The sequence below is a fragment of the Actinophytocola sp. genome (genome assembly GCF_036002505.1).
Taxonomy (GTDB): domain Bacteria; phylum Actinomycetota; class Actinomycetes; order Mycobacteriales; family Pseudonocardiaceae; genus DASYTH01.
Genome location: NZ_DASYTH010000017.1, coordinates 1 through 2,561 on the forward strand (window position 1 = coordinate 1; position 2,561 = coordinate 2,561).

General features: G+C 70.2%; 2 protein-coding genes. One reads left to right on the forward strand and one right to left on the reverse strand.

Annotation, left to right across the window (positions count from 1 at the left end; genetic code table 11):
- Window positions 1-273: 273 nt before the first annotated feature.
- A complete protein-coding gene (locus VGR06_RS00650; protein WP_327556925.1) occupies window positions 274-1,350 on the forward strand; it encodes a hypothetical protein in 1,077 nt (358 codons plus the stop codon).
- Between the two features lie 231 nt (window positions 1,351-1,581).
- On the opposite strand, the gene VGR06_RS00655 is transcribed toward VGR06_RS00650, so the two are convergent.
- Window positions 1,582-2,561: hypothetical protein (locus tag VGR06_RS00655; protein ID WP_327556926.1), on the reverse strand; the 980-nt coding region annotated here is incomplete at its 5' end.

Below are 2,561 nucleotides of genomic sequence, written 5' to 3' on the forward strand. Positions count from 1 at the left end.
CTGGGACGCGTCTGGGAGCGCCGGACGGGGATTTGTGTCAGTTCGTGCCCAAGACGCGCCTCATCTGTAGGTGGCACGGATTGCCACTCGCCTTTCCGCCCGGCCGTCTGCGGCCACCTCGGCCGCGGCCAACCCGCCGAATACCCGTGGCGCGGCGGTACGAAGCCAGCCGGTTGTCGCAGAATGGCAGCCAAAGGGTCGAGCGAGGGTCGTGAAGCGCGGCTGACCCCGGAGCGGCAGGCGCCCCGGCCCGGGCGCACGAGGAGGGGTCCGATGCTCGCATTCTCCGACGGCCTTCAGTCACGACGCGCCCTGCTCGGCGGCGGCCTGGGGGCGCTCGCAGCACTCGTCGTCCAGGCGCTCACCCGGCCGCTGCCGGTAGCTGCCGCCGACGTCGTGCTGGGCACCACGAACACGGCCACGACGCGCACCGCCATCATCAACAGCGCCGCCGGCGGGACCGGCTTCCTAGGCCAGGGCGCTGCCAGGGGCGTCGAGGGTCGGATTTCCGGCACGAGCGGCTTCGCGGTCGTGGGCACGACCAGCCAGGGGAACGCTACCGCCGTGCGCGCCTCCAATAGCGCCACCACCGGCAACGCCTACGGGGTCTTCGCCACGACCAGCAGCACGTCGGGCCACGCGATCCGTGCCGTCGCGTCCGCGACCACCGGCGTCGCCATTGCCGTCGATGCCGAGACGAACGCCCCGGATGCGGTTGCCGTGCAGGGGACCGCCGGCGGTACCGGGACCGGCGTGGTCGGACAGAGCCAGTTCGGCGATGGCGTCATTGGGTCCAGCGGGGCCGCCGGGGTCGGGGTCCGCGGGCGCGGTCAGTTCGGGATCGGTGTGTTCGGGGAGACGGGCTTCAGCGGCAAGGCTGGGATCCTCGGCGAGGCCGCGAGCGGCACCGGCGTTGCCGGCTACAGCGGCTCGGTCGGCCAGGACCCCCCGGTCGCCACGGGGGTCTACGGGCAGGCCGACCAAGGGGCGGCCTCGGTCGGCGTCATGGGCCGGAGTCCGACCGGCACCGCCCTGGACGGCGAGACCGCCGATGGGGTGGCTCTGAAGGCGGTGGCAACCGGGACCGGGCGTGCGCTGCAGGCCAGCGGCCCGGTCACGTTCAGCACTTCTGGAGTGGGCACGATCCCCTCCGGCTTCGCCCAGAAGCAGATCACGCCGGGAGTTGACCTGGGCCCCCAGAGCAAGGTGCTCATCACCCTCAACGGCAACCCCGGTGCGGGCATCACCCTGCACCGGGTCCTGATCAACGGCACGACCGACATCTTCACCGTATTCCTGACCGGTCCGGCCACTGTCGACACCCGCTTCTGCTGGTTCGTGATCAGCTGACCGGGATCCGCTGGCCGTCAGCGGCGAGGGCGTCGGGGGCTAGGTCGTCCTGGGGTTCCCTCCGCCTGAGGGTCGATCTGAACTTCTCCGCCTACGTCCACGTGTCACCCTCCGCGGGCTCACGGTGTACACGTACACCGTAGCGAGGACTAGAAGCCGGCCGTCCACGGATGCCGTCAGCCCGCCCGGCTCGGACCAGGACGAGGCACGGACGCCGTCAGCCCGCCCGGCTCAGACGAGGACGAGCCAAGCGAACTTCGTGTTGTTCGCCGCGTTCGCGTTGAGGTAGACCGTGAAGGTGTTGGCGGTGGCGTTGACGGCCACCCGCTGGACCACGGTTGTCCCGCCCGGGTTGCCCATGAGCGTCACCAGGATCTTCGAGTTAGTCGTCAGGTCGAAGCCCGGTGTCACCGTCTTCGACCTCGTGCCGGCCGCGATCACGGCGCTCCCGGACGACGTTTCGAGCTGGACCGGCCCGCTCGCATGGAGCGCGATCCCCGAGTTCGTCACGAACGACCCGGCCTTGCCCGTGGTCGCGAAGCCCCGGACGCCAATGCCACCCGTCGCGTGGCCGGACACGCCGCGGCTGCCTGTCGCGATCCCCAGCACACCATACGTGCCGCCCAGGTAGCCGTTCGTGCCGCTCGCCTCGTTCTTGCCGCGGACCCCGTAGCCGCTCGCGTGGGCGTTCACGCCGTAGACGCTCGGCTGTGCATCCCCACCCCGGCCGGCGACGCCAATCCCGGTCGTACTCTTTCCTATAACTCCATAGTTCGATTCGCTGTCGCCCTCGACCCCCACGCCCTGGACCGTCCTGCCCCACACACCGCGCGCGTCGGCAGCCTGGTTGGCGTAGCCCAGGACGCCGGTCCTGACCATGGGTGCGGGTGCCGAGCTCTCACCACTGATCCCGTACACGCCAGTCTGGTTCCCGGACGTCCGTGACCAGCCGCGGACACCCGTGCCCTCCCAGCCCCAGCCGTCGACAGCATGTCCCCCGCCGGAATTCGAGCCCAGAACGGCGGCCAGGGGGCCGTCGGCGTAGGCGGTGATGGTGTAGCCGCCGTTCTCGTTGATCGCGTACAGCGTCCCCACCGTGCTGTATTCGTTCGAGCGCAGCCTGAGCGCAGGCCCGCCGTTGTTGTTCGTGTTGTTGATCGTCGTGGAGAAGAGTTCCTCGTTGTTCCCCGCCAGCACGACATCGCCGTCGG